21 protein-coding genes are annotated in these 26,869 nt (G+C 67.5%); 6 read left to right on the top strand and 15 right to left on the bottom strand.

The features are described from left to right. Positions 1–94: 94 nt before the first annotated feature. The 3 genes from GZ998_RS08500 to GZ998_RS08490 are packed head-to-tail and all read left to right on the top strand — an operon-like array spanning position 95 to position 3,584. Complete coding sequence (locus tag GZ998_RS08500) at positions 95–877, top strand: succinate dehydrogenase cytochrome b subunit (protein ID WP_219109589.1); 783 nt, start codon at positions 95–97, stop codon at positions 875–877. After that, complete coding sequence (locus tag GZ998_RS08495) at positions 874–2,832, top strand: fumarate reductase/succinate dehydrogenase flavoprotein subunit (RefSeq protein WP_219109588.1); 1,959 nt, start codon at positions 874–876, stop codon at positions 2,830–2,832. Before GZ998_RS08500 ends, GZ998_RS08495 begins: the two co-directional genes overlap by 4 nt. Further along, positions 2,829–3,584 (top strand): succinate dehydrogenase/fumarate reductase iron-sulfur subunit, encoded by a 756-nt coding sequence (locus GZ998_RS08490; protein WP_161923658.1) that lies wholly within the window; start codon positions 2,829–2,831, stop codon positions 3,582–3,584. The genes GZ998_RS08495 and GZ998_RS08490 overlap by 4 nt, the downstream gene beginning before the upstream one ends. A 99-nt stretch (positions 3,585–3,683) precedes the next feature. On the opposite strand, the gene GZ998_RS08485 is transcribed toward GZ998_RS08490, so the two are convergent. Continuing rightward, a complete protein-coding gene (locus GZ998_RS08485; protein WP_219109587.1) occupies positions 3,684–4,535 on the bottom strand; it encodes a class I SAM-dependent methyltransferase in 852 nt (283 codons plus the stop codon). A 233-nt stretch (positions 4,536–4,768) separates the two neighbouring features. On the opposite strand from GZ998_RS08485, the gene GZ998_RS08480 reads away from it, so the two are divergent. Then, the gene (locus tag GZ998_RS08480) at positions 4,769–5,539 is read left to right on the top strand and encodes an SDR family NAD(P)-dependent oxidoreductase (RefSeq protein ID WP_219109586.1); all 771 of its coding nucleotides are present in this window, start codon (positions 4,769–4,771) and stop codon (positions 5,537–5,539) included. An 842-nt stretch (positions 5,540–6,381) separates the two neighbouring features. Here GZ998_RS08480 and GZ998_RS08475 read toward each other — a convergent pair. Then, entirely contained in the window at positions 6,382–7,770 is a 1,389-nt protein-coding gene (locus GZ998_RS08475; protein WP_161923656.1) for a citrate synthase, read from the bottom strand. A 141-nt stretch (positions 7,771–7,911) separates the two neighbouring features. Next, positions 7,912–9,144 (bottom strand): succinyldiaminopimelate transaminase, encoded by a 1,233-nt coding sequence (gene dapC, locus GZ998_RS08470; RefSeq protein ID WP_308807190.1) that lies wholly within the window; start codon positions 9,142–9,144, stop codon positions 7,912–7,914. A 162-nt stretch (positions 9,145–9,306) separates the two neighbouring features. Here dapC and GZ998_RS08465 point away from each other — a divergent pair, with 162 nt between their 5' ends. Then, on the top strand, positions 9,307–9,759 hold the full coding sequence (locus tag GZ998_RS08465; RefSeq protein WP_161923654.1) for a helix-turn-helix domain-containing protein: 453 nt from the start codon (positions 9,307–9,309) through the stop codon (positions 9,757–9,759). Positions 9,760–9,783: 24 nt separating this feature from the next. Here GZ998_RS08465 and GZ998_RS08460 read toward each other — a convergent pair whose 3' ends face one another. The 12 genes from GZ998_RS08460 to GZ998_RS08405 form a co-directional block, all read right to left on the bottom strand. After that, the gene (locus tag GZ998_RS08460) at positions 9,784–10,842 is read right to left on the bottom strand and encodes a DUF3039 domain-containing protein (protein ID WP_219109585.1); all 1,059 of its coding nucleotides are present in this window, start codon (positions 10,840–10,842) and stop codon (positions 9,784–9,786) included. Between the two features lie 171 nt (positions 10,843–11,013). Beyond that, positions 11,014–11,364 carry a ferredoxin gene (gene fdxA / locus GZ998_RS08455; RefSeq protein WP_161923653.1) on the bottom strand — a complete coding sequence of 117 codons (351 nt, stop codon included), beginning with the start codon at positions 11,362–11,364 and terminating at the stop codon, positions 11,014–11,016. 244 nt (positions 11,365–11,608) lie between these two features. Beyond that, positions 11,609–13,420, bottom strand: coding sequence for a VanW family protein (locus tag GZ998_RS08450; RefSeq protein ID WP_162679131.1), 1,812 nt, complete (start codon positions 13,418–13,420; stop codon positions 11,609–11,611). A 39-nt stretch (positions 13,421–13,459) separates the two neighbouring features. After that, positions 13,460–15,382 carry a translational GTPase TypA gene (typA, locus tag GZ998_RS08445; protein ID WP_162679132.1) on the bottom strand — a complete coding sequence of 641 codons (1,923 nt, stop codon included), beginning with the start codon at positions 15,380–15,382 and terminating at the stop codon, positions 13,460–13,462. A 154-nt stretch (positions 15,383–15,536) separates the two neighbouring features. Then, complete coding sequence (locus tag GZ998_RS08440) at positions 15,537–16,196, bottom strand: PH domain-containing protein (RefSeq protein ID WP_162679133.1); 660 nt, start codon at positions 16,194–16,196, stop codon at positions 15,537–15,539. Positions 16,197–16,211: 15 nt separating this feature from the next. Next, positions 16,212–17,909, bottom strand: a complete 1,698-nt coding sequence (locus GZ998_RS08435) for an ABC transporter family substrate-binding protein (protein WP_161923649.1) — start codon at positions 17,907–17,909, stop codon at positions 16,212–16,214. Between the two features lie 199 nt (positions 17,910–18,108). Continuing rightward, entirely contained in the window at positions 18,109–20,271 is a 2,163-nt protein-coding gene (locus GZ998_RS08430) for an ABC transporter ATP-binding protein (RefSeq protein WP_162679134.1), read from the bottom strand. Next, entirely contained in the window at positions 20,268–21,209 is a 942-nt protein-coding gene (locus GZ998_RS08425) for an ABC transporter permease (protein ID WP_202616258.1), read from the bottom strand. Before GZ998_RS08425 ends, GZ998_RS08430 begins: the two co-directional genes overlap by 4 nt. Positions 21,210–21,301: 92 nt before the next feature. Then, positions 21,302–22,261 (bottom strand): ABC transporter permease, encoded by a 960-nt coding sequence (locus GZ998_RS08420; protein ID WP_161923646.1) that lies wholly within the window; start codon positions 22,259–22,261, stop codon positions 21,302–21,304. Between the two features lie 402 nt (positions 22,262–22,663). Then, the gene (locus tag GZ998_RS08415; RefSeq protein ID WP_308807195.1) at positions 22,664–23,575 is read right to left on the bottom strand and encodes a bile acid:sodium symporter family protein; all 912 of its coding nucleotides are present in this window, start codon (positions 23,573–23,575) and stop codon (positions 22,664–22,666) included. A gap of 159 nt (positions 23,576–23,734) precedes the next feature. After that, the gene (locus tag GZ998_RS08410; protein WP_162679135.1) at positions 23,735–24,334 is read right to left on the bottom strand and encodes a biotin transporter BioY; all 600 of its coding nucleotides are present in this window, start codon (positions 24,332–24,334) and stop codon (positions 23,735–23,737) included. Positions 24,335–24,776: 442 nt separating this feature from the next. Next, on the bottom strand, positions 24,777–26,111 hold the full coding sequence (locus GZ998_RS08405; protein ID WP_203234015.1) for a hypothetical protein: 1,335 nt from the start codon (positions 26,109–26,111) through the stop codon (positions 24,777–24,779). 172 nt (positions 26,112–26,283) lie between these two features. Between GZ998_RS08405 and GZ998_RS08400 the strand changes: the two genes are divergently transcribed. Further along, positions 26,284–26,869, top strand: a 586-nt coding sequence (locus tag GZ998_RS08400) for an NUDIX domain-containing protein (protein ID WP_219109584.1), incomplete at its 3' end; no start/stop codon positions are given.

Below are 26,869 nucleotides of genomic sequence, written 5' to 3'. Positions count from 1 at the left end.
TTTTTGTGACACGCATTACGATGGATGTGCGCCTGAACACAGTGAGTCGACGTGAGTCGACGTCCGCCGGACATCGCCGTCGAGGGGAGCTCTGATGCCCACATCCACCCGCTCCCGCACCCCTGCGGGCAACTCTCCCTCCGCGCCCTCGCGCGGGGACCTACCTGCGCCCCGTCCCACACACCACGCCCGCCCTTCCTTCACCACGCTGAAAACCACCATGGCAGTCACCGGCACCGCCATGGCGCTGTTCGTGCTAGTCCACATGATCGGCAACCTCAAGGCCTTCCAGGGAGCCGAGGCCTACAACAACTACGCCGCGTGGCTACGGGAGATCGGCTACCCGCTCGTCCCCCACGAGGGTGTGCTGTGGATTCTGCGGCTGGTGCTGGGAACCTGCCTGATCCTGCACGTAGCGGCCGGCGTGACCTTGTGGCGGCGGGGACGGAGCGCCCGCGGTTCCTTCAGGCGGCAGAACATGCGCCCCCGCGCGCTCGGCGCCCGCTCCATGATCGCCACCGGCGGCCTGCTGCTGGCCTTCATCGTGGTACACCTGCTGGACCTGACTATCGGGCGCCTGGTAGCCTCCGGCAGCTTCATGGCCGCCACCCACTCCGATGGGGAAATGACCGCCTACGCCTACGAGAACCTCATCGCCAGCCTCTCGCGCCCACCGATGGCGATCTTCTACAGCCTGGTGATGCTGACCATTGGGGCGCACCTGGCGCAGGGCCTGTGGTCGGTTGTGAATGACCTAGGCGGCACAGGCAGCCGACTACGCCGCGTCTGCCTGGTAATCGCCATCGCCGTCGCACTGGCCATCGCCATCGGCAATGGCATGCTCCCCCTGCTGGTACTGAGTGGAGTGATCGCATGAGCCCCGTACCGCCCCCGGTCGACAACCTCTACGACATCGGCCCCGACCTGGACCCGCACCTGCCGGACTGCCCCCCGCAAGAGGCTTGGACGCGCCGGCGCGACGAGTACCGGCTGGTCAACCCGGCCAACCGGCGGCGCCTGACCGTGATCGTCGTCGGCACGGGCCTGGCCGGCAGCGGGGCCGCCGCCACCCTGGGACGCCTTGGCTACCGGGTGGAGTGCTTCAGCCTGCACGACCTGCCCCGCCGGGCCCACTCCGTGGCCGCACAGGGCGGCATCAACGCCGCGCGCGCCCGCAAGGTGGACGGCGACTCCCTCAACCGCTTCGTCAAGGACTCCGTCAAGGGCGGCGACTACCGCGGCCGCGAGGCCGATGTGGTGCGCCTGGGGATGGAGTCGGTGCGGGTCATCGACCACATGTACGCCATCGGCGCCCCCTTCGCCCGCGAGTACGGCGGCCAGCTGGCCACCCGCTCCTTCGGCGGCGTGCAGGTCTCCCGCACCTACTACACGCGCGGGCAGACCGGCCAGCAGCTGGAGGTCGCCTGCGCCCAGGCACTGCAGGAGCAGATCGACGCCGGAAGCGTGCACATGCACTCGCGCACCGAGATGCTGGACCTGATAGTCGCCGACGGCCGCGCCCAGGGCATCGTCACCCGCGACCTGCTCACCGGTGACATCCAGGCGTGGACGGCGCACGCCGTCGTCCTGGCCACCGGCGGCTACGGCAGCGTCTTCCACTACTCCACCCTGGCGATGGCCTCCAACGCCTCGGCCACCTGGCGGGCCCACCGCCGCGGCGCGGCCTTCGCCTCCGCCTGCATGGTGCAGTTCCACCCCACTGCCCTGCCGGTCAGCTCGCACTGGCAGTCCAAGACCACGCTGATGAGCGAGTCGCTGCGCAACGACGGGCGCATCTGGGTGCCCAAGCGGGCCGGGGACGACCGGCCCCCGAACGACATCCCCGAGGAGGAGCGCGACTACTACCTGGAGCGCAAGTACCCGGCCTTCGGCAACCTCACTCCGCGCGACGTCGCCTCCCGCAACGCCCGCGAGCAGATCGAGTCCGGGCACGGCGTCGGCCCGCTGCACAACTCCGTCTACCTGGACTTCCGCGACGCCCTACAGCGCCTGGGCAAGCCGGTGATCGCCGCCCGCTACGGCAACCTGTTCGACATGTACCTGGACGCCACCGGCGAGGACCCCTACGAGGTGCCCATGCGCATCGCCCCGGGCGCCCACTTCACCATGGGCGGCCTGTGGGTGGACTTCGACCAGATGTCCACCATCCCGGGGCTGTTCGTGGGCGGGGAGGCTTCCAACAACTACCACGGCGCCAACCGGCTGGGCGCCAACTCGCTGCTGAGCGCATCCGTGGACGGCTGGTTCACGCTGCCGCTGTCGGTGCCGAACTACCTGGCCGGACTGGTGGGCACCAGCGTGCTCGCCGACGACGCCCCGGAGGTGACCACCACCCTCGCCGACGCCCGCTCTAGGGTGGAGCGGCTGCTGGCGGTGGGCGGCACGCACCGGCCCGTCTGGTTCCACCGGCGCCTGGGCGAGATCCTGTACGCCGACTGCGGGGTGAGCCGCTCCGAGGCGGGACTGCGCCACGGACTGGAGCAGGTGCGGGAGCTGCGCCAGGACTTCTGGGCGGACGTGAAGATCGTCGGCGGGCCGCAGCGCCTGAACCAGGAGCTGGAGAAGGCGCTGCGCGTGGCCGACTTCCTGGAGCTGGCCGAGGTGATGATCCTGGACGCGCTGGACCGGCGCGAGTCCGCCGGGGCGCACTTCCGGGAGGAGTACGCCACCGCCGAGGGCGAGGCGAAGCGCGATGACGCCCAGTGGTGCACCGTGTCCGCCTGGCTGACCGACGCCTCCGGACGGCACACGCGCCGGAGCGAACCCCTGAGCTTCTCGCTGGTACCGATGCAGGTGAGGGATTACCGATGAGAGTGGAACTGGAGATCTGGCGGCAGGACGGGCCGCGTGCCCGCGGCCGCTTCGAGTCCTACACGGTGGAGGACGCCGAGCCGGAGATGAGCCTGCTGGAGCTGCTGGACCGGCTCAACGACCAGATCATTGCCGGCGGCGGCGAGCCGGTCGTCTTCGAGTCCGACTGCCGCGAGGGCGTGTGCGGCATGTGTGGCTTCCTGGTCAACGGCAAGCCGCACGGGCCACAGGACAACACCCCCGCCTGCCGCCAGCACCTGCGGGCCTTCCCCGGGGTGACGCGCTTCCGGCTGGAGCCGTGGCGGTCGGCAGCCTTCCCGGTCATCCGCGACCTGGTGGTGGACCGCACCGCCCTGGACGAGCTGATCCGGGCGGGCGGAACAGTGGACGTGGCGGCGGGCACCGCCCCCGACGCCGACTCCGTGCCCCAGCCCTACCTACAGGCCGAGCAGGCGCTCGACTTCGCCGCCTGCATCGGCTGCGGCGCATGCGTGGCCGCCTGCCCCAACGGCGCAGCCATGCTGTTCGCCGGGGCGAAGCTGGCGCACCTGTCGCTCATGCCGCAGGGCCGCCACGAGCGCTCCCGGCGGGCACGGCGCATGGCGCGCACGGTCAATGAGATCTTCGGCCCCTGCTCTCTGTACGGGGAGTGCGTTCCGGCCTGCCCGGCGGGCATCCCGCTGACGGCAATCGCCGCCCTGAACCGGGAGGTGCTGCGTGCCGGCCTGCGCGGCCGCAGCCGCGACGACTGAGGCCGCCGGGCGGGCAACCGCGGGCGCAGAGGCTGGTGTGCACGGGTCGCGCGGGCCCGACGTCGGCGGCCCCGCCCCGGCAGGCGTTGACGTTCGGCTTTACTCAGGCTTGTGGGCCACCAGGGCGACGCCCACCATGTCCTGCTCGTAGCGCTTGAAGGTGCGGCGCATCACTAGCATGCGCTGCCGTAGCTCCCGGTCGGAGATGACGTTGCGGGCGATGCGCGCAAAGCCGCCCAGGCCCTCGTCTCGCAGGTTGCGGCTGAGCTTGAGCAGGGCCATAGGGGCGGTGTCCGCCCAGTAGACCACCAGCCCGGCGTCCTCGAGCAGCTGCCGCCAGGCCGCCACCGTCATGGGGCGGGCGTTGACGTGGATGGCGCGCGCCAGGTCCTTGCGCAGCTCGGTGTAGTGGGCCGCGTCTATGTCATCCGGGACCACGCCCAGCTCGTGGATGGCATAGCGTCCGCCGGGGCGCAGCACCCGGGCCGCCTCCGCGGCGATCGCCGCCTTGGCCTTGTCCCCCTGCATGCTCAGCATGGCCTCGCCGATGACGACGTCGGCACTGGCGTCGGGCAGGCCAGTTTGCGCGGCCTCTCCCCGGCGGACACTGCCGCGGTCGCCGACGACGGCGGCCACGCGCCGGGCGGCGTCGGGATCCCGGTCGATGGCCGTGTAGGAGGCCGGGCGTGCGGCAATGACCTCCGCGGCGGTGCGCCCCAGTCCGGGGGCGAGCTCAACAACGTCGGCGCCGGACAGGCGGGCGCGAGCCAGCATGGCGGTGGACAGCGCCGCCCCTCCGGGGCGCAGCACGCGTTTGCCTGCGCGGGCCAGCACCCAGTGACCGGGGGCAGTGGCCAAAGGGCGGTTGGCGTACGGAAGGGGCGCTTCCGCCGCGTAGGCGGGCGCAGCCGCCGACGCGGCGGTCTCGGAAGTAGGACGCTGATCTTCCATGCAGGAGAGTTTAGCCTCACCTCACGTCAAGCCATAAGGTGATGGGACGCCCACCCCATACGTCTGCTCCAGCACGACTCCGATGCATGCGTCACTACCACTGAGGAGTACTACCAGGGCCAGGCACGATCCCGTCCGCACCACTTAAGGTCAAGGCCGATGCCGGGCGCCGGGTGAAGCAGTAGGCGACATGCGCCTGCCACTGCGCCCGGACTGAAAGAGACGAGGTCGTCATGGAAGCACAGATGCTTAAGGGCCAGGTGGCGCTGATCACCGGCGCCAGCTACGGCATGGGCCGCACAATGGCGGAGCTGTTCGCCGAGGAGGGGGCCGCCGTCGCCATCACCGCCCGCCACGCTGAGCAACTGGAAGAGGTCGTGGAGGGCATCCGCGCCAAGGGCGGGCAGGCCATCGGTATCGTGGCCGACGTCACCAGCCTGGAAGACACCGAGCGGGTTTTCGCCCGCGTGCTGGAGGAGTTCGGCGACCTGGACATCCTCATCAACAATGCCGGCATCGGCGAGCAGAAGACGATCGACGATACCGACGATGACTGGATGCTCTACGTCATGAACACCAACCTGGCCGGTCCTATGCGCTATATCCGCGAGGCGCTGAAGATCTTCCGGCCCAAGAACGCGGGCTGCATCATCAACATCTCCTCCGTCAACGGCGAGCGCCCCTTCTGCGGCGCCGCCTACACCTCCACCAAGGGCGGGTTGAACACGTTGACGAAGAACGTGGCAATGCTGCTCAACGACACTGACATCCGCTGCAACGCCGTCGCCCCCGGCGCTACGGTGACGCCAGCGCATGAGGCCAACAAGGCCGGCGAGCAGCCCGGAGGAAAGAAGATGCTGGAGCACTCCCAGCACTACGTCTACTTCCCCGGACCGGAGTGTGACCCCATGGACCAGGCCTACGCCTGTCTGTTCCTGGCCTCAAAGATGGGCCGGGCCGTGCGCGGCCAGGTGATCCAGGTGTGCAACGGAGCCTTCCTCTGACTTGTACGTGCCGGCTGCCGGCCCATCAGAGTCGGCAGCCGCACCGAAGCAGGCACATGCATTCCCCACGTCTAAATCCGCGGCAAACACTGCACCCGTCCCCTTAGGACCTCAGCGGATCCACGTGAGTCCAAGCGGTCAAGAAACGCGCTCAAGGCCCTGCATCCGTTTGCTGGCTCTTCGTGTTTGTGGGTGTGGGGGGTTTGAGCTGGGGCTGTTGGTGTTGGTTGTGTTCGGGACCCTGTTTGACGAGAACCGGCCCATCAGGTGGTCGAGTACGACACGGCGGCCACCACGCCCAACAGCGCGGGTCGTATTCGGTCGGCGTCGGGTAGTCGACTACGACCTCACACGCCCGAGTACGACCTCCGCACGGCGAAAACGACCTCGTCAGCCCGAGAACGTCCTCCGTGTGGCGAAAACGTCCTCGTGGGCCCGAAACCCTCCACGATGTGGAGGGTGTGGGGCGAATGAGGTCGTATTCGGCCAGCGCGGGTTAGTCGACTACGACCTCACACGCCCGAATACGACCTCGCCAACCCAAAAACGACCCCCTGCGCCCGACCGAGCACGACCTCACCAACCCGAGAACGACCTCCGCACGGCGAAAACGACCTCATTAGCCCGAGAACGGCCCTCGAGCAAGATCGCCACACCACACTCCCCACCCGCCGCGCCGCCGGAACACGCACGCCATCCACCACTCGCCGAAGCACCGCCGATCCACCCGTCCACCGAACCCTCAAACGCGAAGATCCCGTTTGCTACCGACGCAAACTTTGTTGTCAGCTCCAGCGTTGCCGCTGACGAACCCAGCTAGCACGTTAGGAGGCGTAAGGCCCTCACACGCGCGGGACGCGGTCCAGGGTGGGCTCGCCGACGCGGGTGTCGAGGTACTCGCGCACGCGCTTGCGGCGGTGCATGGCCACGTAGTGGCGCTCCACCTCGCCGGTGTACACCTGGCGCGGGCGACCGATGCGCTTGGCCGGGTCATTCATCATCTCCCGGTACTGGGCGATCCAGCCGGGCAGGCGCCCGAGCGCGAACAGGGGGGTGAACATCTTCGTGGGGAAGCCCATCGCCTGGTAGATCAGGCCGGTGTAGAAGTCAACGTTCGGGTACAGGCTGCGGGAAATGAAGTAGTCGTCGGACAGGGCGACCTCCTCCAGCTCCATGGCGATCTCCAGCTTGCGGTCCCCGTCCTTGGAACCCAGGCGTGTGAGCACCTCGTGCGCGGTCTCCTTCACCAGGGCAGCGCGTGGGTCGTAGTTCTTGTAGACGCGGTGCCCGAAGCCCATTAGGCGCACGCCGTCCTCCTTGTTCTTCACCTTGCGGACGAACTCGGAGGTGCTCATGCCCTCAGACTGAATGGTGTCCAGCATGCGCAGCACGGCCTCGTTGGCGCCGCCGTGCAGCGGCCCGGACAGGGCGCCGACGCCGGCAGCCACGGAGGCGTACATATTGGCGTCCGAGGAACCCACCAGGCGCACGGTAGAGGTGGAGCAGTTCTGCTCGTGGTCAGCGTGCAGGATCAGCAGCATGTCCAGGGCACGCACCACGGTGGGATCGATGTCGCTGGCCTGGTAGGGCATGCCGAAGGTCATGTTCAGGAAGTCCTCGACGTAACCGCGCTTGGGGTCGGGGTACAGCAGCGGCAGCCCGATGGCGCGGCGCGCGATGTAGCTGATCATCGTCGGCATCTTGCTCAGCAGCAGGACGGTGGCCAGCTCGGTCTCGTAGGGGTCGTGCGGGTTGAGGGTGTCCTCGTAGTAGGTGGCCAGGCCGGCGATGCCCGCCTGGAGGATCGCCATGGGGTGCCCGGAGGAGGGGAAGGAGGTGAAGAAGCTGCGGAAGTCCTCGTGCAGCAGCCGGTGACGGCCGATGCGCCGTTGGAAGCGCTCGAAGGTCTCCGGGTCGGGCAGTTCCCCGTTGATCAGCAGGTAGGCGACCTCCAGGAAGGTGGAGGACTTGGCCAGCTCCTCGATCGGGTAGCCGCGGTAGCGCAGGATGCCGGCGGCGCCGTCGATGTAGGTGATGTCAGAGGTGCAGGCGGCGGTGTTGGTGAAGCCGGGGTCGAGTGTGACCAGGCCCGTGGCCCCCAGCAGCTTGCCGATGGCGAGCCCGGCGGAGCCCTCGGTTGCCAGCGCGCGCGGCAGTTCCAGGCTGGTCTCTCCGACGGTAAGCATCCCGGGGGCGTCCTGGGCGCGGAGGTCAGTGGGCGTTTCGGTCATAAGTGTCTCCTTGCTGGCGACGGCGGGGCTGCGGGCGCGGCCCCGGACCTGTCTGCCGGGAACCTTACCGGCCCGCGGGCGCCGTCGTCGCCCCGGTCAGTTCACCCGGGCGAGAACCGGCAGCACAGGACTCCCCGCCCGTCAGCCCGCGAATCGCGCGGCCGCCTCGGGAGCGCGCAGGCGGCGTACGGCGGCGGCAACCCGCTCGTCGGTGTCGGTTAGTGACATGCGCACGTGCCCGGCACCGGCCGCTCCATAGAAGTCCCCGGGGGCGACGACGATCCCCAGTTCGGCAAAGGCACCCACCAGGTCCCACGCGCTCATGGATGCAGGCCCGCTCAGCCACAGGTACAGGCCCGCCACGGATTCGGGGTCATTGACCAGGCCGACGGCGGCGGTCGCCTCCAGCAGGGCCTCGCGCCGGGCCCGGTAGACCGCCCGCTGGGCCGCCACGTGCGCGTCGTCGGCCAGGGTGGCGGCCAGGGCATTCTGCACGGGGGCGGGAGGGAGCATACCGGTGTGGCGGCGCACCTCGGTGACGGGTGCCACCAGGTTCGGGTCGCCGGCGAGGAAGGCGGCCCGGTAGCCGGCGAGGTTGGACTGCTTGGACAGGGAGTACAGGGCGAGCAACCCCGTGAAGTCCGGCGCGCCGTCGGGGCCGGTGCCGGTCACGCGTGGGTCCAGGAGACTGGGGACGCCGACGGTGGCCCAGGGCTCCTCCCAGGCGAGTTCGGCGTAGCACTCGTCGGACAGGACGACGACGCCGCGCGCCCGCGCCCAGGTGACAATGCACGCGAGCTGCTCGACGCCGAGGACGTGCCCGTCTGGGTTGCCGGGACTGTTGAGCCAGATGGCGGCGAGGCGGCCTTCGGGCAGCTCCCAGGTGTCGGGGTTGGCGGCGGTGTCGACGGGGACGGGGGTGGCGCCGGCCAGGCGGGCACCGACGTCGTAGGTGGGGTAGGCGGCGCGCGGGTGGGCGATGAGGTCGCCGGGGCGGGCACCGAGCTGGAGCGGCAGCTGGGCCACGGACTCCTTGGAGCCGATGGCGGGGATCACGGCGGCGTCGCTCAGGCCGGGCACGCCGCGGCGGCGACGCATCCAGTCGATGATGGCGGCACGCGCCTGGGGCGTGCCGTCGGCGGGCGGGTAACCGGGGGCGTTCGCGGCGGCGGCGAGTGCCTCGCGGGCTACGGTCGGGGTGGGGTCGACGGGCGTGCCAATAGACAGGTCGACGACGCCGTCGGGGTGCTGGGAGGCGCGCTGCCGGTAGGGGCGCAGGGAGTGCCAGGGAAAGTCGGGCAGGGCGAGCGGGCGGGGCAGGGCCGCTGGAGCAGAGGCGGCGGGGTCCGGGACGGCGGGCGTGGAGGCGTTCACGCCGCCATTGTGTCGCGTTCTCGCCTCCGTAGCAGCGATCTAGCGGGCGACAGCGTGAGGCGTCTCATCGTCCGATACCCCCCAAGCACTTGCTACACCTGATGCATCTGCTACATTTATCGCAGGCGACGCAGCGCCTGCTGCTCGTCCAAGGAGACCCCGATGGCCACTAAGACCAACACCGTAACAACCGTTAACGCCGCCTCCGTTAATGAGCAGAGCATGGACGTCCTGCTCGGCGCCGCACACAGCCTCCCCCAGGGATCGCCACTGGCAATCCTGCTGGAGAACATACTGGCTTCCCTGCGCAGCGGCGTCGACGTCGCAGCACTCAGTCTCGACCGTCCAGTCACCCCAAATCAGGCGGCAGCAGCTCTCGGCATGAGCCGTCCGAGCGTGTACAAGCTCATGGACTCCGGCCTCTTGAAGTTCCACTACGTCGGCAAGGACCGCCGTATTCCGGCAACAGCCCTGGTCGACTACCTCGACCGTCGCGAACGCGCTAGTGCGCAGCTGGCGGAAGACCTGGCCAACCGCGACCGCACCATCAAGCAGGCCGTGGATGCGATCGCGCCGCTGTCCGCCGAGGACCTCGCCGAGCTCGAGGAGGCCTGATCTGCTCGCCTTGTGGCCGAACAGCTAGCGCAGCCGTTCGGCCACAAGGCGAGCAACTGGCAGCCTCGTCTCGCAGGCCTCGCACACCGGTAGGCCCTCGTCACGCCTGACAACGAACCACTCGCCGCACAGGGCCCGCACAGCTCGCCCTTCCACCGCGCTCTCAGCAACCAGTTCCTTGCGGGTGTAATGAAGATGCGTAGGCCGAAGACGCTCACCTAGGGCCGTCTCCGCCAGCTCGCCCACTTCATCTGCGGACTCCACCGCCACAAGCCACTGCAACCGAGACGCCGGGACGATGAAATCGTAGTAGACACCTGAGCCGTCCGGGAGCGTAACGGCGTCAGGACGTCGATGACCGGCCAAAAGCGTCACCGCCTCGGCAATGGTGGTGCTCAGCAATTTGTCCTCCGCCCGCCTTGTCACGACTACCACGTCCAGGAGCGCCTCGCCTCGCAAGCCTGGAGCCGCATCGACCTCAGGCAGGTCTGCCGCAACTGACACCGTTATCGTCGACGAGAAGATACTTAAACGCGCGGATGCGTCTAGTCTGGGTTCTTCCCGCTGCACCAAGAGCTCACTGCTGTGGTCATCAGCCACCACCGCAGCGCCAACCGCCCCGATGATTGCCGCTAGCGTCTGTATGCGCCACCGACGAATCTCGGCTCGAGCCTGTTCCCGTCTTCGAAGAGTGCGATCCACCGGCCTTGGCATCCAGTCGTGCGCGCGAGCGGCCTCCAGCTGGCCTGCGACAGCGGAGTGGAACCGATCATGCCGTTGCGCATAGACAATCCAGCCGATCCCATCGTCGTCGACGATCATTGCCCCGCGCCACGCCGCACCTTCACGGGTACGTAGCTCCAAGACCGGCCTTCCCGCAGCGGCACTCGCCTTGATATGCCGGTCCGTTCCGCGGGCTAGCGCCTTCTTGCCGGCGTCGATCAACGGGTGCGGCAGTTGGCTGATATCCACATCGGCGAGGTCCTTCCATCGAGAACGACGAATCGCATCCGGGATTGGGCCGCTGTATGACTCCGCAGGCAGTGCCTTGAGTGTTCTCACGGTCGGACGAACCTCGAACATGTCACCTACTAAGGTTCAGGGAGCTGCCAGCAACGTTGCAAACGTATCTTACGCTCCGTCTCGGCAACAGGTTACAAGTGCCGCTCGCGGAGCCAGTTCTACCGGTCTCGGCACGTCATTAGTGCCGGTCTCGGTGTGTTACTGGTGCCGGTCTCGGTGAAGGGTGCGGGCTCAGTAGCCGTTGGCGGCCTTCCACTCCTCGTTCTGGGGCTCCAGGGCGGCGATCATGGGATCGTCGTAGTCCTGCGGGCCGACGTTCTGCGCGCCGCCCGGTGAGCCCAGGCCCTTGAGGGAGAAGAAGTCGATGTTGGCCCGGGTGTAGTCCTCCCACTCCTCGGGGACGTCGTCCTCGTAGAAGATCGCCTCGGTGGGGCACACCGGCTCGCAGGCGCCGCAGTCAACGCACTCGTCGGCGTTGATGTACAGGCTGCGCTCACCCTCGTAGATGCAGTCGACCGGACACTCGTCCACGCACGCACGATCCTTGACGTCCACGCAGGGCTGAGCGATGACATAGGTCATTGACTGCTTCCTCTCTGTCTCCAGGCGTGCCGCGCGGGGCCGCGGGCGCATCTGCGTATCCAAGTATCTCCCCGCGGTGGCGCTGCGCCCAACAGCCGCGCAAGGTGTCAGCAAGTCCGCCGGATTCTCCCGCTCGCCCGAGTCGTATTGCGTCACGCGCCGTGTGCGAATTGCGGGCACCGACGCCGATCCCGCCGTCCTCGGTGCCGCCGCGGCCCCGTCCGCCGGCCACCCGCAGCTGAGCTCAGCGACACACCACGGGGTTGTCGGAGTCGTAGGCAGTGGTCAGGACGTCGTCGGGCAGGCTCTCGCCATCGTGGCTGCGGGTGCGGGTAACGGTGACGTCGAATCCCTGCGTGCCCCCGCCGTAGGGCTCGCATCCCGGCCCGGAGCCGTACACAGTGGCGTAGGGCCGGTAGTTGGTGTGCTCACCCTCGGTGATGGTGACCTCGTAGTAGGGGGTGGACCACAGTCGCACGTGTACCTCGCCGTCGCCGGCCCAGGCCTGCACCAGCACCGTGTACGGGGTGGAGTTGCGCCATTTGACGTCCTTGACGCCGGTCCAGATGGTGGCCTCGCGCCCGGCCGGGTAGCGGGTGAACCAGTAGGTGTGGGGCCAGTGCTCCACATCGTCCATGCCGGCCTCGAAGCCGGCATTGAACACGGTGGTGCCCACCTGGGACAGGCCGCCGCCCATGGCGTCGGTGTGCTGCCCATCGGTGACTACGCCGGCGTAGGTATAGCCGTGCTCGAGGTCTACCGGACCGAGGGCGTCGGTGGTGGAGAAGGTCTCCCCCGGCGGCACCAGGGTGCCGTTGATCATCTCGGTGCCGCGCTGGAGGTTCTGGTCGCGCCCGTACTGGGAGACGTAGGGGGTGGAGAACTCGCCGACGATCTCGACGATCCCCCACTCCTCCTCCGGCATGGTCACCTCCGGCTGCAGGACGACCACGGTCGCGGTGGCGGTGCGATCCCCGTCGGCCTCGGTGCCGGCGGCTAGGACTGCCTCAGCCAGAGTGCTGGGGTCGATTCCCGTGCCAGTGGCTGAGGGGTGGTAGACGGGGGTGGCGTCCACGGCGGTATCGGGGTTGCCGTCGATGGTCCAGGTCGCGTCGGTGGCGGGCGCCTCAATGTCCCCGCCCAGGTCGGCGAGGACCGCGGCGTGCAGCGCCTCGGCGTCGAGAGTGGCAGTCAGGACGCCGTCGGTGGAGTCGATGTCGGTCAGGGCAGCGAGCGCCTCTGGGGCCAGGATGCTGGTGCCGGCGGCGTCCGTGCCGGCGCCGGCGGTGGTGACGGTGATGTCGTCACTCAGCAGCGGGGTCAGGACAGTGTCGATGAACTCCTGGGCCTCGGCGTCGGTGACGGCAGGGTTGGCGGTGCCTGCGGCCAGGGCGATGGTGGTCTCCCCCAGCGGCCAGGCGCCGGTCAGGGCGCTCACGCTCTCCGCCACGTTCAGCCCGGTGCCTACCGACCCGGGCGTGAGCACGGGGGTGGTGCCGTCCAGGGTGACGACGGCGTCGGCGGTGCCGGTGGCCAGCGTGCCCAGGCGGGCGTTGAGGGCGCGGGTGAGCGCGTCGGAGTCGACCCGGGTGACGGCGTCGACGGCGGTGCCCGCTAGCCTCCTTACCAGCGTGAGTGGGTTGAGGGTGGGGCCGGTGAGCCGGTCGACGCTGGCGGCGGCGTCCACGCTCACGCCGGAGCTGGCGGGGATGAGCGTGTCGGTGGCTTCGTCGACGGTGAGCGTGACAGGCTGCTCAAGCTGGGCGCCGATGGCGGTATCCACGGCAGCCACAGCCTGGGCACGAGTCATGCCGGAGACGTCCACGCCGGACACCGACGAGCCCGGGGCCAGGGTCCGGGTGGTCGCCCAGGCCAGTCCCAGCCAGGCGATCGCCAGGGTGGCGCCGAGTGCGGCCAGCAGTGGACGCACGATCGCACGGGTGCCCCGGGCAGCGGTCCCGCCGAGTGCCGCGACCGGTTCGGCGGAGTCGGGGACAGCGTCGGCGTGCGGGCCCGCTGAGGCGCGGGCGCCGACGTCGGGCGGGGTCTGGCTCATGAGGCGCATCTCCTGGTGGAGCAGTGAGATCCCTCCACCTCAGGCACCGGCGCGACGGCGTCGGGCAGCGTCCTTGAAACGCTCCTGGGAGTCGAGGATGACCTTGCGGATGCGCACGGCATCCGGAGTCACCTCCACGCACTCGTCCTCGGAGGCGAACTCCAGGGCCTCCTCCAGGGTGAGGCGTCGCGGCGGCGTGAGCGCCTCGTAGACGTCGGCAGTAGAGGAGCGCATGTTGGTCTGCTGCTTCTCCCGCACCACGTTGACGTCCATGTCCTCATCGCGGGGGTTCTCCCCCACGACCTGCCCCTCGTAGGTCTCCTGACCGGGCTCGACGAAGAACGTGCCGCGGTCCTGCAGGCGGATCAGCGCGTAGGCGGTGACGGCGCCGGCGCGGTCGGAGACCAGGGAGCCGGAGGTGCGGGCGGTGATCTGGCCCGCCCACGGCTCGTAGCCCTCGGAGATGGACGAGGCAATGCCGGTGCCGCGGGTCTCCGTGAGGAACTGGGTGCGCCAGCCGATCAGGCCGCGGGCGGGCACCAGGAACTCCATGCGGATCCAGCCGGTGCCGTGGTTGGCCATGGTCTCCATGCGGCCCTTGCGGGCGGCCATGAGCTGGGTGACGGCGCCCAGGTGCTCCTCGGGCACATCGATGGTCATGCGTTCGACCGGCTCGTGGCGCTTGCCGTCGATCATCTTGGTAACCACCTGCGGCTTGCCTACGGTCAGCTCGAAGCCCTCGCGGCGCATCTGCTCCACCAGGATCGCCAGCGCCAGCTCACCGCGGCCCTGCACCTCCCAGGCGTCGGGGCGGGTGGTAGGTAGCACGCGCAGGGAGACATTGCCGACCAGCTCGCGGTCCAGGCGGTCCTTGACCTGCCGGGCGGTGACCTTGGCGCCCTTGGTGCGGCCGGCCATCGGCGAGGTGTTGATACCGATGGTCATGGAGATGGCGGGATCGTCCACCTTGATCAGTGGCAGGGGCCGCGGGTCCTCAGGGTCGACCAGGGACTCGCCGATGGTGATGTCCTCAATACCGGCGACGGCGACGATGTCACCGGCGTGGGCCTCCTCGGCGGGCTTGCGCTCCAGGCCCTCGGTTACCAGCAGCTCGGAGACGCGGGCGGAGGTGAGGGAGCCGTCGTGGCGGGCCCAGGCGACGGTCTGGCCCTTGCGCAGGGTGCCGGAGTGGATGCGCAGCAGCGCGAGCCGCCCCAGGAACGGGGAGGCGTCGAGGTTGGTCACGTGCGCCTGCAGGGGGGCGGACTCGTCGTAGGAGGGGCCGGGGATGCGATCAATAAGGGTGCGGAACAGGGGCTCGAGGTTCTTGGATGCGGGCAGCTCGCCGTCGGCGGGCTTGACGGTGTCCGCGCGGCGGGCCTTGGCGGACGCGTACACCACAGGCACGTCCAGCACGGCGTCCAGGTCGATGTCCGGGTGCTCATCGGCCAGGTCGGAGGCGAGCGAGAGCAGCAGGTCGGTGGTCTCGGACACGACCTCGTCCAGGCGAGAGTCGGGGCGGTCCACCTTGTTGACCACCAGGATGACCGGCAGGGAGGCGGCCAGGGCCTTGCGCAGCACGAAGCGGGTCTGAGGCAGGGGGCCCTCGGAGGCGTCCACGAGCAGGAGGACGCCGTCAACCATGGACAGCCCGCGCTCGACCTCGCCGCCGAAGTCGGCGTGGCCGGGGGTGTCAATGACGTTGATGGTGATACCGGCGGGAAGACCCGCATCGATGGCCGCGGGACCGGCGTAGTGGACGGCAGTGTTCTTGGCGAGGATCGTGATGCCCTTCTCGCGCTCCAGCTCACCGGAGTCCATGACGCGCTCGGTCGTGTTCTCCTCGGTGGCGCGGTTGCCGAAGGCGCCGGCCTCCCAGAGCATCGCGTCGACTAAGGTGGTCTTGCCGTGGTCGACGTGAGCGACGATGGCGACGTTGCGCAGGTCCTGGCGCACAGTCATGTGGGCTCTTTCCTCCATTTGGTAAGCGCCCGCGGGCGCACAAACTCAGGCAGGGTACCGCTACTGCGGCCGGACAGGCCATGACAGGCGCGACATGCGGCCTGTGCGGCCGCTCACCTCTGTTGACCCGTGATCTGGCGGCGACCGGGGCGGCTCAGAGCACTCCCGTCAGCAGTATTACGGCGGCGATGGTCGCTGCCACCACGGGGGCGCGGTTCCACCGCGAGCTCATCTGCCTGGTCTCGGACTGTTTCCGCTCGGGGCGGCTGTTGCGGGCCAGAATGGCCTCTTGGTATGCGGCGATGAGATCGCCCGCCGCATCGGCGTCCATCCGGGTGCGATACACGGAATCACCCTCCGCTAGGTACTCCTCTGGCACCGTCCGGCGCGCGGAGGCGTACCGCCCCGTGCGGCCGCCCCTTCCAAGCAGTTCGCGCTCCCGCAACTCCTGGCGTCTGCGGAAGGATGTCGACAACCCACCTGCACGCTGCGCGGCGGAGGCCTTGACCGTATGACCGGATCCGGTGATGATCTCCAGTCCCCAGCGGGTGCGGCAAGATTCCACCTCATCCCAGCCGACAGTATGCGTGCGCCATGCGTTACGCACAGTGATGCCGGCGTCCGCGATGGTGAGCTGCGGCGCCCACCACAAGCACCAAACCGCAAGCATCAGGAACAGGCCGCAGCCCAGGGCCTGCAGCCCGTTGCGAGTACCGTCGGCGAGCCAAACCGTAATGACGGCCCAGGTCGTGCCGGCACCCGTCAGCAGGGTGCCAGCACGACCTGTCAGTGAGCGGATCACGACCGCGGGCAATGCCCCGTGGCTCCCTTACTCGGAGATGTAACCGACGTTCTCGGAACGGAAGTAGGCCAGGCCCTTGGCCCCGAAGTTCGCCAGGTTCTTCGGGACGGCCGTGAACTGCATGCGCTCGTAGATGGGGAAATTCATGACGTTCTCCCAGATGAGCACGTCGCACTCATTGGTCATGCGGATACGCTCATCATGATCCGGAGTCGACGCAATCTTTGCAGCATAGTCGTCGATCTCCGGGATCGACTGGGACGTGTAGTTACTCAAAGAACTCGAGCCGTATATCTGACCGATGTTGGCCATAGGGTACTGAGTACCCTCCCAGGTGAAGGCGGTCATCTCATAGTTCTTGGCGTTGATGTACTCGGGGAAATAGCTATTGGCGTCAACCGGGTCCAACTTCATCTCAATACCAACCTCGCTGAGCTGACTCTGCAGCAGGTTGGCCTCATTCTCCGTAGTCTGAGTCCCAGAGGGAACCGTAAAGGTGAAGCTAAGGCGCTGACCGTCCTTTTCGCGTACGCCATCAGCCCCCTCTACCCAGCCGGCGTCATCCAACAGCTGCTTGGCGGCGTCGGGGTCGTAGGACCAGTCACCCGAGTTGTCCTGGTAGCCCTCCTGAGGCGGCATGAAGAAATGATTACCAAGCAACACGTCATCGACCTCGATCGGCAGTCCCGCCAGGTCGGAGGAGGCAATAGCGGCTCGATCACAGGCACGCAGGACCGCCTGACGCACAGCCTTGTCCGCCAGTGGACCGGATGCCGCATTGATGGTGAAATGCCGCCACTGCAGGCCGAAGTTCTGACGGATCTCGGCATCCTCCCGCCCGGCGGCCTGGTTGTAAACGTCTGCCGAGATGATGTAGTCGATAACGTCGATCGCCTTGTTCGCGAATGAGGTCGCTTCGGCTGCAGGGTCCAGGACGCGGAAGGTTACCTTATCCAGCAGTGGGGCCTCGCCCCACCACAGGTCGTTGGGGACCAGGGTCACCAGCTGCTGGGACTCGTTGTAGGAGTCCACCTTGAAGGGGCCGGCGAAGTAGTCGTTGTTGAAAGCGCCGGCGCCCGCCATCGACTCGTTGAAGGTCTTGGCGTCCACGAATAGCTCTTTCGGAAAGAGGGACGATAGCGGATTGGTCCAGTCGGGGAAAATCGACTTGAAGGTCACTTTAGCGGTCAGATCGTCGATAATGTCGACAGACTCAACGTCGGCGATACCATCCGTTGAGGCCCACTGATACTCGGGGTCATCGGCGTGAGCGAAGAAGGCCTCAATGTCTTCGGAGTCCATGTGACGCCCGTTGCCCCAGACGGCATTCTCATTTAGGGCCACAGTGGCGACGGTCTTGCCATCCACATCCTCAGCCTCGAAGGTGGTGTAGAAGTTGGGGTTCGCGGTCGGGGTGCCGTCATCCGCCCAGTCGAGGAGGTAGGGGGAGACGAAGTCCAGAATATTACGCAGATTGACGTTAACGCCGTTGGCGTGATGATAGTTCCAATTGGCAATGGTGTTGGAAATGGCGAAGTTGAGGGTGCCACCCTGTTGCAGGGAGGAGCGCTCTTGGCGATTCATCGCCTGGTCGAAGTCGATCTCGGCGTTTGCATCGGCAGATGAGTTCGAGTTGGACTCGGTGTTCTTGGCGCAGGCGGCCAGGGCGGCCATGACTGCCGCGGAGGCCGAGCCGGCAAGGAACAAGCGGCGGTTGATGTTCATATCAAAGCTCCGATTCGAGATGGATCCGGATGGTTGGACAGGGCGGCGCTACGCTGCCGCCGCAGTCAAGCCGTGGGCATGGTGTACATCATACGTTCATCTGCAGCAGTCGCATCCTGCTTGCGACATCGTGTGACCTGCAGTTTCGTAGTTCTTGGTCACTACTACCTTGCTCCGGGCTAGGTACTCGCTGATGACGTCAGAACACAGCGGTACGCTCTGGGTAGTAGCAGGCGACCTCGTGGTCCTCACCCTCGCCGGTGAAGTCCGGCATTCGTTCCAGGCAGGCCTTTCTCTGCTCCTCATTCAGCTCGTTCGCGAACTTGGGGCAGCGAGTGCGGAAGCGGCAGCCCGAGGGGGGACTGGCCGGGGACGGCAGATCGCCCTCCAGGATGATGCGGCTGCGCGTGCGCTCCTTCGCCGGATCCGGAATCGGAATGGCCGAGAGCAGTGCCTGCGTATACGGGTGAGCCGGCGCGGAGAACACCGCATCGACGTCACCGATCTCGACGATCTTGCCCAGGTACATGACGGCCACGCGATCGGCTATGTGCCGCACCACGGACAGGTCGTGGGCCACGAACAGGTAGCTGAGCCCCAGGGTCGCACGCAACTCGTCGAGCAGGTTGATGACGCCGGCCTGAATGGACACGTCCAGAGCAGAGACCGGCTCGTCCAGTACGAGCAGCTTCGGCTCCAGGGCCAGAGCCCGGGCGATGCCTATGCGCTGGCGCTGCCCGCCGGAGAAGTTGCGGGGATAGCGGTTGGCGTGGCTCGGTTCGAGCCCCACCAGTTTCATGAGCTCCTCGACGCGCGGACCGACCTGCTGCTTGCTCCAGCCATTGGCGCGCAGTGGCTCCGCGATGATGTCGTAGATGGGCAGACGCGGGTCCAGGGACGCCATGGGGTCCTGGAAGACGACCTGCAAATCGCGGCGGATCTGCTTGCGTTCAGCGCGGCTGATCGCAGCAGTATCCCTGCCCAAGACAACGATTTTGCCGTCCTGCGGCGCCTGCAGATTGAGCACCTCCATAAGCGTGGTGGTCTTGCCACAGCCCGACTCGCCAACAATTGCCAGCGTCTCGCCCTGGCGCACATCGAAGGAGATGCCGTCCACCGCGTGCACGGTGCCGACGCGCCGCTTGAACACCGCACCCTTCATCAGCGGGAATTCCTTCACCAGGCCGCCTACCCGCAGCACCTCGGGGCGCTGTGAGTGGGGCAGGTTCATGACATCGGCGGTCTTGAGGGAGGGGACCGGGAAGATGTCCGTGTAGTCGAGGTTGTTCTTCTCGATCTCCGGGAAGCGACGGCAGGCGGACTTTTGCTGCTCAGCGGCAGTGGAGTCAGATGGCAAGGCGTCGTCGCGGACCGGGACCAGATCGGGTTCGCCGTCCAGGCACTCCGCGACCGCCATGGGGCACCGCGGCGCAAATGGACAGCCGGTGGGCGCCTCCAGCAGCGAGGGCGGCGCGCCTTCAAGGGTTGCCAGGGCGGAGTCCTTCTTGGCGTCGAGGCGGGGAAGCGACCCGAGCAGCCCGATCGTGTAGGGCATGCGCGAGCGGTAGAAGATGTCGTCGACGTTACCGGTCTCGACAACCCGCCCCGCGTACATGACGGCGACCCGGTCGGCCATGCCGGCCACGACCCCCAGGTCGTGAGTAATCATGATGACGCCGGCGCCGGTCTCCTTCTGCGCCGTGCGCAGAACATCGAGGATCTGCGCCTGAATGGTCACGTCCAGCGCCGTGGTTGGCTCATCGGCGATGATCAGATCGGGGTTGTTGGCGATCGCGATGGCGATCACGGCGCGCTGCCTCATGCCTCCGGAGAACTCGTGCGGATAGGCCTTAAAACGCACCTCCGGATTGGGGATGCCCACCAGATCCAGCAGCTCGACCGCCCGCTTGTTGGCATCGGCGTCGGGCATGTCCGGGTTGTGGACCTTCAGCGCCTCGACGATCTGATCCCCAACCGTGTACACGGGCGTGAGGGCGGACAGCGGGTCCTGGAAAACCATAGAGACCTGGGTGCCCCTGATCTTGGACATGTACTCGTCGCTGCGCCCGAGCAGCTCGGTGCCGTACAGACGCACCGACCCGGAAATATCCGCGGTCTCGTCAAGTAGTCCCATGACAGCCGTGGACGTAACCGACTTGCCGGAGCCCGATTCACCCACGAGGGCGAGCACCTCCCCGCGCCTAACTGTCAGGTCGATGCCGCGCACCGCGTGGACCCGGCCGTTCTCGGAGGGGAAGGAGACGTGCAGATCTGCAATTTCCAGCAGCGGGGCATCAGCCTCCCGATCCGGCAAGTCCTGTGCCTTGGCGGCCGTATCCCGGTTGCGCCGTGTCGCTCTCATGCCTTGCCTCCGGATTTGGACGAGGGGTCGATGGCGTCACGCAGCCCATCTCCCATGAAGTTGACGCATACGAGCATGAACACCAACACCGCGGCGGGCGCCAAGAAGATCCAGGGGTAGGTGGTTGCGGAGCGCTGTCCCTCCGCGATCAATGTGCCCAGGGAGGTGTTCGGCGCCTGCACACCGAAACCGAAGTAGGACAGCGTCGTCTCGCTGAGCACCGCGTAGGCGACGTTGAGCGTGGCATCGACGATCAGTAGTGAGGCGATGTTGGGGATGATGTGGCGGACGATGATGACGGGGCTGGGTACGTTCATGAATCGTGCCGCATTGACGTAGTCGAGGTTCTTGACGCTGAGGGTCAGCGAGCGCACCACGCGTGCCGTGAGCATCCAGCCGAATCCGCCCAGCAGCACAATCAAAAGGGCGGTCGATCCCTTGGCAGCCCCCGCCTTCTGGGACAGGATCGCGATGATCAGGAACGACGGCACCACCAGCAGCAGGTCGGTGGCCCACAGGGCGACCTTCTCCCACCAGCCGCCGAAATAGGCGGCGGAGGAACCGATGATCGCGGCGATACTGGTCTGCAGGAGGGCCACGAACACTCCGATCATCATCGACTTGCGGGTGCCCTCCACCACCATGGCGAAGACGTCGCGTCCGCCCTGGGTGGTGCCGAACCAGTGGTCGGCGCTGGGCGGTTGCAGGAATGCCTTCGAGTCGACGTCCGTGTAGGACCACTGACCAACACGGTTGCCGAAGATCGCCATCAGTGCGAGGGCCAGGATGCCAACAGCTCCGAATACGGCGGTCTTGTTGCGCAGGAAGCGGCGCAGAATGATGCGCCCGCGGGTAAGCCGCCTAGATTCCTTGGGGTTGTTGTCCAGAAGGTTGCCGCCGTCCGCGACGGTTACCGGTGCCTGTCCCGGCTGGTCCATGGCGGACTGCCCTGTGCCACTCAAGTTGGCGGTCGATTCCGTATCGGGCTGTACGGCGCCGTCTGGTTCGTTAGTCGAGCCATGCATGTCGGTCAGCTCACTCTCACCCGTGGGTCAACGATCGCGACAAAGACATCGGACAGCAACGCACCGGCCAATGTGCACAGGCCTGAGAACGCGACCACGGCGGTCACCCCGTTGATGTCGTAGCTCGAGATCGAGTTGATTGAGTACTCACCCATGCCGTGCCAGCCGTAGACGCGCTCGGTGATCGCCGCACCTGTGAACAGGCCGGCCAAGGCGAAGGCGAAGTAGGTGGCCATGGGGATCAGAGCGGTGCGCAGGGCGTGGCGAGTGGCGGCCTGATGCTTGCGCAGCCCCTTGGCGCGGGCGGTGCGCACATAGTCAGCGCCGAGCGTATCGAGCATGAGGTTGCGCTGGTAACGCGAGTAAGAGGCGATTGACCCCAGCGACATTGAGAGCGTCGGCAGCAGCAGGTGCTGGGCCCGCCCCAGGAAACCCTCGCCCTCACCGGTGAACTCGAAGATCTGGTAGCCGGTGGTCCGGTTGATGTGGACGGCGAGCACTTGCAGGAGAATCGCCAGCACCATCGCCGGCGTGGAGATCACGATCATCGCGAGCAGGGAGATCGCCCGGTCTGAGAACTTGTACTGGCGGGTCGCCGTCCAGGCGCCCAGGGCCACGCCACCGACCATGCCGATCATGGCGCCCAGGAACACCAACCGTACCGACACGGCGATCTTCGTTCCCAGCAACGCGTTGATCGATTCACCCTTTGGGGTGACGCCCCAGTCCCAGGAAGTGACCACCTCACGGAGCCAGGTGACGTATCGGCCCCACACGGGCATGTCCGAGCTGATGTTGTACTGGACGAGAGCAGCGTTGATCGCATCCCAGTTCAGCGACGGGTCCTCGCGGTTCCAGTTGTTGGCGGGGTCCAAGGACGCCGATGCCAACAAGTACGCCAGTGACGTCGCTATGAACAACAGGATCGCGTAGTTCGCAAGCCTGCGCATTAGGTACGGAAACATGCGGTCTTCTCTTTGGCGGGCCGCCGGAGGCCCGGACTCCGCGTGGGAGCCGATTCCGGTGCGGCTACGGACAGTGCCGCCCAGACACAGCCACCCGCGGGCGACCTTGGGACCGAACGGACCGTCTCACGATACCCGCATTTCGAAACGCGCCTGACACCCCGGACGTCAAAGCCGGGGGTTATGTCCAACGATGGACGGCGCAGAACCGGCCACTTCCGGCCGCGCAAGTAACCTATACCACATTCCCGCCACCGGGTCGGAAGCAGGTCCCAGATCTGGGCTACTCACGCGCGAACCCGCCGCTCGCTTCAGAGAATCCGCGAGAACCCACCACCTTCGCTCGGCCCGAGTGCGGTGTCCCACCGCGCAGGTGGGTGCCCGCCGTCGTCGCGCAATGCCTCAGCCGGCGGCGCGGGCGTCCCGGCGGCGGAACAGGGCGGCTACCACGGCGCCGGAGAGGTTGTGCCAGATGGAGAAGACCGCACCGGGTAGGGCCGCCTCCGGGCTGAAGTACTGGGCGGCGAGGCCCGCGGCCAGGCCGGAGTTCTGCATGCCTACCTCAATGGCGGTGGTGCGTGAGGCCTTCTCATTGCGGCTGGTGATCCAGCCGATCCCGTAACCCAGCAGGTAGCCGAGGCAGTTGTGCAGGACAACCACCAGCGCCACCAGCACGCCGACGGAGGCGATCTTGTCGGCCGAGCCGGAGACGACCGCGATCACCACGTAGCAAATGCCGAGGACCGAGATCCAGGGCATGACCGGCAGCAGCCGCTCCACATACCGCCCCAGGAGAGCGCGTATCACCAGGCCGCCGATGACCGGCACCAGCACGATCTTCACGATCGACAGCGCCATGGAGCCGGCGTCGACGGGCATGTACTGCCCGGCGAGCCACTGGGTCAGCAGCGGCGTCATCAGCGGGGCCAGCAGGGTGGAGATGGACGTCATGGTCACCGAGAGCGCCACATCACCGCGCGAGAGGTAGGAGATGACGTTGGAGGAGGTGCCGCCGGGCGCGCAGCCGACCAGGATGACGCCGGCGGCCAGGGCCGGGTCCAGCTGGAAGATGCGGGTCAGCGTCCAGGCGATGATGGGCATGACCACGAACTGGGCGGCCACTCCCACCAGAACCGGCAGGGGCCGACGCACCACCAGGGCGAAGTCGGGGACCGTCAGGGTCAGGCCCATGCCGAACATAATGATGCCCAGGGCGTAGTTGGTGCCCGCCGCCAGCGGACTGAGCGCCTCGGGGGCGAGCATCGCGGCGGCAAAGGCCAGCAGGATCAGCAGCGGGAAGACGGTCACGGCAATATAGGCCGAGCGGTCCTCGTCGCTGCGTCCCGCCCCCGCCGGGCGCGGGTCTACAGGCTGAGAAGTGTTTGGGGAGTCAGCTGGACTGTTCACGCTGTAGTCCTATCGCCACTCACCTCCGGGCGAGCAGACATTCTCAGGATCCGGGAGAAGCACCAGTCAGCGCAGGGCAGCCGGGCGGGGCAGCAGTGCGGCAACCAGGGACTTCAGCAGGTCGCCGACGATAAACGGCATGAGACCCAGGGAAACGGTGACGCCCCAGGAAGCTCCCGTGGCGGCGTGGAGCCAGACGAGCCCGGGAACGTACACGAGCGCAGAGGCTGCGAGCATCAGGCCAACCCGCAACGCCATCGCGCGCAGGGCCGCAGCGCCTGCACCACGGTCAACAAGCACGGCCCCAGCTCTGCCGGCCAGCAGCGCCGCCAGCCCATACCCCAGCACATAGCCGAAGGAGGCGGTGACGCCGCCGTTCCAGCCAGCGAGCACCGGTGCGCCGAAGGCGGCTGCGGCGGCGAACAGGGCCACGGCGGCCAGGCCGCGGCGAGAACCGAGGACTCCGCCCACGCCAAGGGCGGCAAGGGTGCCGAGAGTGACCGGCACTGGAGTGAAGGGCAGCGGCAGGGCGACCTGACCGATCAGGGCGATGGCGGCGGCGCCACCGACGATGAGCGCGGCCTCGCGGGCCACGCGGCGGATCAGGGGTACGGCGGTGGCAGGGGTGGCCTCGAGGCTGGCAGCAGGGCGCATGTTTGTGCTCATGTCACCACCGTAGGGTCATCTGCGCCCATGACACACCGCCGTTTGCCGCCCGTATCCGCGAGCGCAACTTGTGGAATTCCTCCAATTCCCTACTACTGGCTAGCTCACCCGCCAAAGGCCGTGCCGCAGCTCGGTCAGCGCGTCAACGCCAAACAGAATGCCAGCTACACGGCAAGGGCCTTCCCCTACTCGCCCGTGTAACCGCCGCTTACACGCCCACGCCGGTGTCCGCGGCACACCGCGGCCGCTAGGCAAGGTACGCCTGTCACGGAATGCACCACTTTCAACCGCAACAGCCCCTGGCACACCGCATCGAATCGCATGATTCTGCGGTGAGCGGGGATACCCCTCGGGAAGCAGACGCAGAAAGAGGTGCATTCCATGACAGGTGTCGGCCTCAGGCGCGCCAAGCACGCCGCAAGAGGCCCTGCGAGCCGCGGCGTCAGGCGACGGTGACGTCACCGGAGGTCGTGCCGGTAGCAGAACCACCGTTGGTCGTGCTGACAGTGATAGACGAACTGCTGCCGGCGCTGATGGCGCCGCCGAAGCTGGTGGCGTCCAGAGTCAGCGCCAGATTGCCACCGTTGGAGCCGGAGTTGCCCCAGCGGTCCTCATCGGCCATGGCCAGGCCGCCGGAGGTCTCCAGGGTGCAGCCGGTGAGCGTGGCCTCAGCGGTGGTGTTGGTGACGTAGAGGATCGGTACGTCCCGGCTGCAGGTCAGGGACACATTCGTAAGCGCGAGCGCGGAGGCCTCGGTGGCGGCATCGGAGTCGGCTGCGTCCCCGGACATGGACTGGTACAGCATGACGCCGGCGGTCTCCGAGTCGGTGGTGAGGGTCGAGTCGGAGACGGTGGCGCGGTTCTTGCCCTCAACCACGATCGCCTGCCCCTGACCTGCGGTGCCGGTCAGGCCGGAGACGGTGATCTCGCCGGTGGAGTAGATGCAGGGTGAGCCGTCGCCGGCGGTGGTGAAGTTGTTGGTTCCGTCTACCGTCACGGTGCCCGAACCGCGGTCCGTGGCGACAGCCGCGCAGTGGGCGCCCTCGGTGGTGATGGTGAGGTCGGCGCCGGTGATCGCTCCGGCGTAGGTGGCGTGCAGGCCACGGGAGGACTCGCCGGTAGTGGCGATGGCGCTGGCGGTGACCTCGGCGGTGGCGCCGCCGGTGGCGACTACCCCGTTGGCGCCGGAGGCATCGGTAGTCATGGCGGTCTGGCCGATGCTGGCGCTGCTGCCCGCGCCAACCACCACCACGGCGGAGTTGAGCCCGTAGAAGCTGTAGGAGTCATCCACCCCGTGCTCGCCATCGGTGGAGGCGTCGCCGGACTTGTTGATGCGGGCATTGGCCACAGTGAGGCTGCCTCCATTCACCACCAGGAAAACAGCCTCGTCGGCGCTGGTGGACTCGAAGGTACCGCCGTCAATAGTCGCCTCGATGCCATCCACCAGGTAGGCACCGCTCAGGCTGATCTCCTTGTCACCGATGGTGCCGGTCCAGGAGCCTGCGGACAGGACCGTGTTCGACTCCGATGCCTCGTGGTACTCCGGGCCGGTAGCGGGCGTCTCGTCGGCGGTGGCGGCGTCCGCCGCGGCGGTGGCGCCCCCGGTAGCGGGCGAGGCGGTGGACGTGGAGGTGCTGGAGGAGCCGCAGGCGGCCAGTGCGCCGGCCGCGGCCAGGCCGAGTCCGCCCAGCAGCATGGAACGGCGCCGCGCGTGGAGGCGGCTGCCGTCGCCGGGTTCGCGGTCGGTACGGTATTCGGTAGTAGCGCCAAAGCGCATGGGGGTCTCCTTTAGGTGCGGCGTTGCCCGGACGGCGCGCGAGTCGGCCGTCGCCGCAGCGCCGGGTTACTGGTCACCGACCACTGTGGCCGTCCCCCTTGTGCGCCGCCTGTGTCCCCCGTAGGGCTCCGGCGTGAATGCCGCACCGCAGGCGATGCATTAGCGTGCGCCCATGCCCGCACTCCCCCGTCCTTCCGGTCCTGACCCCGCTCCCTTCGCCCTGGTACCAGCCGCCTACGTGCTGCTGCTACGCCAGCGCGAGCACACCGTCGCATCCGCGCTAGATGGACGTCCCACCCGCGTGAGCCGGGAGCATCGCCCCCACGGCGGTCCCTGCCCCGGTCCGGCCGCAGACACCGAGGTCCTGCTACAGCTGCGCCGCAACACCGGGTTCATGGACGGGCACTGGGCTGCCGGGATCGCGGGACACGTCGAGCCGGGCGAGTCGGTGACCGCGGCTGCCGTACGGGAAGGCGCCGAGGAGATGGGCGTCGTCATCGCCCCGGGTGAGCTGCTGCCGCTGACCGCCATGCACCGCTCGAATGCGGTCGGCGGGCCGGCACTGGAGCAGCGCGTTGACTTCTTCTTCACTCTCACCCACTGGTACGGCGTCCCCACCATCCAGGAGCCTGCTAAATGCGGAGGCCTGGAGTGGTTCGCGCTGGACTCCCTGCCCGATCCGATACCCCCGCATGAGTTCGCAGCGCTGCGGCTCCTGGCGACGGCGCTCGACTCCGGGCGGCCCGCCCCGGCAATCA

Source organism: Actinomyces sp. 594 (assembly GCF_019325145.1).
Classification (GTDB): domain Bacteria; phylum Actinomycetota; class Actinomycetes; order Actinomycetales; family Actinomycetaceae; genus Actinomyces.
Note: the sequence above shows the minus strand (reverse complement) of the source record. Positions and strands in the feature narration are given on the sequence as shown.

Bases quoted from the DNA above. Each gene is read 5' to 3' on its own strand.
- GZ998_RS08460 (WP_219109585.1), bottom strand. From the start codon at position 10,842: ATGTTCGAGGTTCGTCCGACCGTGAGAACACTCAAGGCACTGCCTGCG.
- GZ998_RS08500 (WP_219109589.1), top strand. From the start codon at position 95: ATGCCCACATCCACCCGCTCCCGCACCCCTGCGGGCAACTCTCCCTCC.
- GZ998_RS08435 (WP_161923649.1), bottom strand. From the start codon at position 17,909: ATGAACATCAACCGCCGCTTGTTCCTTGCCGGCTCGGCCTCCGCGGCA.
- GZ998_RS08495 (WP_219109588.1), top strand. From the start codon at position 874: ATGAGCCCCGTACCGCCCCCGGTCGACAACCTCTACGACATCGGCCCC.
- GZ998_RS08490 (WP_161923658.1), top strand. From the start codon at position 2,829: ATGAGAGTGGAACTGGAGATCTGGCGGCAGGACGGGCCGCGTGCCCGC.
- GZ998_RS08450 (WP_162679131.1), bottom strand. From the start codon at position 13,420: ATGAGCCAGACCCCGCCCGACGTCGGCGCCCGCGCCTCAGCGGGCCCG.
- GZ998_RS08425 (WP_202616258.1), bottom strand. From the start codon at position 21,209: ATGGACCAGCCGGGACAGGCACCGGTAACCGTCGCGGACGGCGGCAAC.
- GZ998_RS08420 (WP_161923646.1), bottom strand. From the start codon at position 22,261: ATGTTTCCGTACCTAATGCGCAGGCTTGCGAACTACGCGATCCTGTTG.
- GZ998_RS08480 (WP_219109586.1), top strand. From the start codon at position 4,769: ATGGAAGCACAGATGCTTAAGGGCCAGGTGGCGCTGATCACCGGCGCC.
- typA (WP_162679132.1), bottom strand. From the start codon at position 15,382: ATGACTGTGCGCCAGGACCTGCGCAACGTCGCCATCGTCGCTCACGTC.
- GZ998_RS08465 (WP_161923654.1), top strand. From the start codon at position 9,307: ATGGCCACTAAGACCAACACCGTAACAACCGTTAACGCCGCCTCCGTT.
- GZ998_RS08430 (WP_162679134.1), bottom strand. From the start codon at position 20,271: ATGAGAGCGACACGGCGCAACCGGGATACGGCCGCCAAGGCACAGGAC.
- GZ998_RS08405 (WP_203234015.1), bottom strand. From the start codon at position 26,111: ATGCGCTTTGGCGCTACTACCGAATACCGTACCGACCGCGAACCCGGC.
- GZ998_RS08410 (WP_162679135.1), bottom strand. From the start codon at position 24,334: ATGAGCACAAACATGCGCCCTGCTGCCAGCCTCGAGGCCACCCCTGCC.
- GZ998_RS08485 (WP_219109587.1), bottom strand. From the start codon at position 4,535: ATGGAAGATCAGCGTCCTACTTCCGAGACCGCCGCGTCGGCGGCTGCG.
- fdxA (WP_161923653.1), bottom strand. From the start codon at position 11,364: ATGACCTATGTCATCGCTCAGCCCTGCGTGGACGTCAAGGATCGTGCG.
- GZ998_RS08475 (WP_161923656.1), bottom strand. From the start codon at position 7,770: ATGACCGAAACGCCCACTGACCTCCGCGCCCAGGACGCCCCCGGGATG.